6 protein-coding genes are annotated in these 4510 nt (G+C 57.1%); all 6 read right to left on the bottom strand.

All coding sequences use genetic code 11. From position 1 onward, the window contains the following. Positions 1 to 249 precede the first annotated feature (249 nt). Entirely contained in the window at positions 250 to 603 is a 354-nt protein-coding gene (locus tag IB278_RS33490; protein WP_192328796.1) for a hypothetical protein, read from the bottom strand. A 702-nt stretch (positions 604 to 1305) separates the two neighbouring features. Next, entirely contained in the window at positions 1306 to 1881 is a 576-nt protein-coding gene (locus IB278_RS33485; protein ID WP_192328794.1) for an imm11 family protein, read from the bottom strand. A gap of 117 nt (positions 1882 to 1998) precedes the next feature. Continuing rightward, positions 1999 to 2289 carry a hypothetical protein gene (locus IB278_RS33480; RefSeq protein WP_192328791.1) on the bottom strand — a complete coding sequence of 97 codons (291 nt, stop codon included), beginning with the start codon at positions 2287 to 2289 and terminating at the stop codon, positions 1999 to 2001. 169 nt (positions 2290 to 2458) lie between these two features. Further along, on the bottom strand, positions 2459 to 2734 hold the full coding sequence (locus IB278_RS33475) for a hypothetical protein (protein ID WP_225613353.1): 276 nt from the start codon (positions 2732 to 2734) through the stop codon (positions 2459 to 2461). 763 nt (positions 2735 to 3497) lie between these two features. After that, positions 3498 to 3809 (bottom strand): DUF5076 domain-containing protein, encoded by a 312-nt coding sequence (locus IB278_RS33470; protein ID WP_192328785.1) that lies wholly within the window; start codon positions 3807 to 3809, stop codon positions 3498 to 3500. A 198-nt stretch (positions 3810 to 4007) separates the two neighbouring features. After that, entirely contained in the window at positions 4008 to 4349 is a 342-nt protein-coding gene (locus tag IB278_RS33465) for a hypothetical protein (RefSeq protein WP_192328783.1), read from the bottom strand. Positions 4350 to 4510: the final 161 nt, after the last annotated feature.

Raw genomic sequence — 4510 nt, 5'->3', positions numbered from 1 at the left:
CCCGAACCGTAGTGGTCAATGAACTGCATGTAGTCAGTCGGCAACGGGCCACCAAGCTTGGACGTCACGGCACCCCATTGATCCGTGGTGCCTTGCTCGGTCAGCCGGGCAGGGCGTGGGAGCAGACCGAGGAGTTCGTCAATGACCATGGGAATTGGGCCGATGTCGGTTCATGACTGGATTCTGGCCGACGACTGAACGTCCGATGTTGGCCGACTGCAGGCGTGCGCCTCGTTTGCAAGGAGTGCCTTAGGCGGAAGTTGCCATCGCCCCAGGGTCGGTTTCAGGAGCCCAGCCAAGCACATGAAAAGCCATTGGCGGCCCAAACAGCAAGCCGAGCGGCCCCAAGATGATAGTCAGTCCAATCCAGAACCAAACCTTTCTCTTGGCGGCTACAGCGGACCGCCCCATTTCGACCACCAACCATATTGCCGAAACGACCCAACCGAGGCCGGCGCCAATAAAGTAGTAACCTGATAACGAAAGAATCGAAATGCCGATGAAGATCAGGTAGGCAAGTGCCAGTCTTCTTCGGGCCGCGCGACGCTTCTGAAGGCTGTTCTCGTGTTGGGTAGGGTCAATACCGTTGATGGTGGTGCTCATAAATGTCCGGTTCCGAGCGCAACAGCTCTTCTGTGAAGTCCGCTCAGAGCCGATTGTTGCGGGTCACCCGTTGGTGTGCACGCGCTTCAGGGCACGCGACTCCCAACCCCTCGGAAATCGTTGTGTATGCGCCGCGAACGTCAGCTAGGTGAAATTAAGTTTCCCGAACGGATGACCGGTCCTGGCCGACTGTAGCCTACCAGTACAAGGCCAAAACCGTGGCTTCCCCGATGAATCTTCCCTCCCAAACTCGCAACTCATGACCTTCGGCGATGCGGAGCCTCACGAGATCTGGGCTGAGGAATTTCACGGCCACGACACGCGACTCTCCGGGCCGTAGCGGCTCCATTTCTGAAAGGTCAAACCTTCCGTCAAAGAGATCACCATCGATGCTCAGCGGGCAGCCCCACCAGTCGGTGGAGGTCGGCCCCGCTCGCCCGCCTGCGTCCGACGGGAACAACCGCAGCTCGACGAGAGCATCAGGAGCCCAAAGCGCCACCACGTTCCTTTCAAAGTGCGGCTCACTAGCCACCGCGAATGACCGGAGCCAAGCAGGTTCTGCACATCTGGCGAACGTCTGCTGCTGGCCGACTGTAGCCTGTTGCGGTCATCTGAGCTTCGGGCCCGAGGCGGCTGTACGCCATTGCTCCGAAGCGGACGCTCAGGCTCAGCTTCGCCTGGCCTACGAGGTCATGCAGTTCCCTAGCTCCTGAAGTCCTCTGGCCGAGAAGTGGTGACGCCACGCAGGCCGGCGGATGAGATTGCCGCCGCCAGCTCATCATTTACCGCGTAACAGCAGATCTCGCTGAGATAGGCAATCGGGATTGCGGCGAGCGCCACCTCCCTGAGTTCGAGATGCTCAACCTCTTCCAATGGGCCTTCGTCGTAGGAGGCGAACTTCGACAGTTCGCGGTCCACTGCGTCGCCGACAACCGACAGTACGTTGAGAGCGAAGTATTCACCGAGCAGCCAATTCCTTCGGTATTGAACCCGCAACGGCAGAAACTCGCACGAGCACCCGAATCGCTCCAGCAAGTCGACAAAAGGCTTGGACACAATATGGAACGGAACCGTCCGGAAGAAATCCGTTAACCCCGGCGGACTCTCCCTATCATCCTTGACGTGGACGCGTACCTCACCCCAAAGTGAATCGAAGCGTCGCCCCATATTCAGGTGAAAGCCTTCGATGTCAAATAGCCGATAAAGGTCGCTCAACTCCGGCGATGCTTCTGGTGCCGGCACGCCATGCCGAAGATCCACATTCAATAGTCTTGTCATCGTTTGGAGGGGAGTTGGGAAGTTCCGCTTCTGGCCGACTGTAGTCCGTCGCGCTGCCGCCGCGACGAACCCGTTGCCGACCTGTGCTTTGCGCAAGAGCAACAGCCGTTCAAAACGTCAGCGTAGCCTTTCCGCACTGCACGAGGCGCAGAAACTTGCAGCCGGCGTGCGAAGCGGTTTACCGCATTCATGGCACGGCGGGCCGTAAAGACTCATCCGGTGATGGAGAAGAGCATTGGGATTCATCTCCTTGAAACTGGTGATTCGCTCACACGCGGCCAACGACAGATAGCCAAGACCGGCTTTCTGCGCCTCTGCCAATGTGCATCCCGTCTCTTCTCGATATCTCTTCACCTGCTCGATGTAGCTGATCGGGTTGACTGCTTGCCATTCTTCCTCGGTCAGCATGGGAATGTCAGCCTTGCAGCGCCAACAATACATCGTGCTCGCCATTGAATCCCTCCCTAACCGTTTTCGGAAGTCTGCTTATGAGCATTGAGGCGCGATCAGCGATCGGCCGGTTCTAGCCGACTTTAGCTGGTCGCCTAGCCGACGGAGTCAACCGAGCGCTGAGCATTCAGCATACCAAGAGTCCGATTTCCACATGGTCAGACTCTTCGAGCAGGAACGAGAGATCTTGCTTCGGACAAATTTCCAGACCATCGCGCAACACATGAATGTCAACCAAGCCGTCGAATTCATTGCTCATGTCTGAGAACTCAAAATACTTCAATTCAGATTGCCCGGGCAGCAGCTTCTCGCAAGGCCGGATTGCGCATCGGAACGAGGCTTCGTAATATTGAATAGCTTCGCCAAGCGTCGCAGCCTCGAACTGGAGCGGAGCGCCTTTCACCCATCCAGTCTCTTTGAGCGTCAGTATCGAATTCTTAGGGCCCGAGATTGAGATTGATGGCATTGAATACAAGGATAGTGGTAGACAGAAAAGCACTGTAAGTCATGCTAGTGGCCTCCAATGACCCGACAGTAGCTCTGGCGTCGCCATCCGCGTCGGAACGCCTAGTAAAACTGAGCTGCGTGAGGTACTTCCGCTTTTGGCCGAATTCTGCCTTTCGCACTTCGGACCGTGCGCACGGCGAGCATTGATCCAAGCCTAAGCCCTCAATCTGATTGAAGAGTGACCGAAGATCGTGTCGATGCGGGTAGCTCTGGCGGCGGACTGAAGCCAAAGGGGAAGCGTGCCGAGTACCACAGGGGCAGCCGGTCGACAGACCAATTCGTAGGTATTCGTCGCCTGCACTATCTCCTTGCCAGCATCCGTCCAATCGAAAGCGAAAAAGCCCCTTCGGCCCAACTCAAGGAAGTCATCTGGCCGAGGCAAGCTCATAAGCAGTTCGGCAACGCAGATGGTAGGAAGCGCGCATGCCTGCTCTTCAGCTTCTTCCACCCAGGAGAACGCCGAAGGAGGGACTGGACCAGACCCAGCGGTGACAAATAGACCCACTTGATCGAGGCGGTCCGACGCGATCCAACTAAGGTCCCGTCCTGCCAAATTCTCTGCGTCAGAAGGCACTTCAATCTCCTCTATGTCAGCCTATGGCCGACTGTAGCGGTTGCGCCGCCGTCATGAACGGGCCCTGCTGGCTTTGACCGATACGTCAGTGACGATTGACGAATTTACCTTCGGCCGGTGAACTGGGGGTATCCAACTCCGCGTTCATTTGCGCCTGAATCTTCTGCAACGAATCCGCGGAACCTTGGCCGTACCCCTCATGCAGGGCGTTCGCGATGTGTCGCGCGGCATCGGCCAAGATGGTGCCCCAAGCCTTAGCCTCATCAATCGACGTTGATTCGGCGTACATGCCCACCTTGATTGAGCAATGAAGGCGGTTCTCAGCTATCCAGACACGCAGCATTTCAACGGCATCTTTGTCTCGATACGCCGCCTCAGGAATCAGCCGCTCATTCATTCAATTCAGTCCTATTTATGTGTCTGCTTCCCGCCGAAGGTAGTCGGCCAGGTTCAGGGCAGGCTAAGGGAGGAGATAAGCTTCTTCATAAGCTTCGGTTCTGCTCGATTTGATGATTACGGGGCTGGACGTCCGCTATGGGGGGATTTTCACGTCCGGCACCAATGACAGGTTGTGGCCGATTGTCGTCAGCCAACCTCAACGTGATTCGACATCTGCTCCAAGCACGGCACGTTGTGTCGCGGGCGACACCAAGACCCGGCTGCCGATAGGAACCACTGCCTTTTCGACATCGAGCAAGGATACGACCACGCGCCACGTCCGGCTTCGCTGCTCGTCGGTGGGAGCATTGCCAAAGTTGAAGTGCATCATGTGAAGTTGAGCCTGCGCCGTGATTTCCTTGCCGTCCGGCGCGACCACAACGACCTGTTCTACGACATTTTTCCAACCGTCCCGCACCGGGAAATCCGGCACCAACGTCAGGCCAATGCCTGAGAGCTGAAATCGCTCTGCCACGGTTAGCAATTCGACTGGCTTCACTGAATTGGACTCCTGCAACGAATGACTGGTCTTGGCCGGGAACGGTAGCTGCGATGCGCACCCTGGCAGACATTGAGATATCGCCACCGGCGCTAGCCTATGCCGCTTTCGTGCTCAGCGTGACACGAAACAGCGCGCCATCCCGAAACTGATAGTGCCGT

Origin of the sequence: Variovorax sp. VRV01 (assembly GCF_014852545.1) — a bacterium.
Classification (GTDB): Bacteria; Pseudomonadota; Gammaproteobacteria; order Burkholderiales; family Burkholderiaceae_C; genus Variovorax; species Variovorax beijingensis_A.
This window is presented reverse-complemented; position numbering and strand designations above follow the sequence as displayed.

What these genes read in the sequence shown, in the direction of transcription:
- IB278_RS33480 (WP_192328791.1), bottom strand. Translation starts at nt 2,289, where the DNA reads ATGCTGACCGAGGAAGAATGGCAAGCAGTCAACCCGATCAGCTACATC.
- IB278_RS33490 (WP_192328796.1), bottom strand. Translation starts at nt 603, where the DNA reads ATGAGCACCACCATCAACGGTATTGACCCTACCCAACACGAGAACAGC.
- IB278_RS33485 (WP_192328794.1), bottom strand. Translation starts at nt 1,881, where the DNA reads ATGACAAGACTATTGAATGTGGATCTTCGGCATGGCGTGCCGGCACCA.
- IB278_RS33470 (WP_192328785.1), bottom strand. Translation starts at nt 3,809, where the DNA reads ATGAATGAGCGGCTGATTCCTGAGGCGGCGTATCGAGACAAAGATGCC.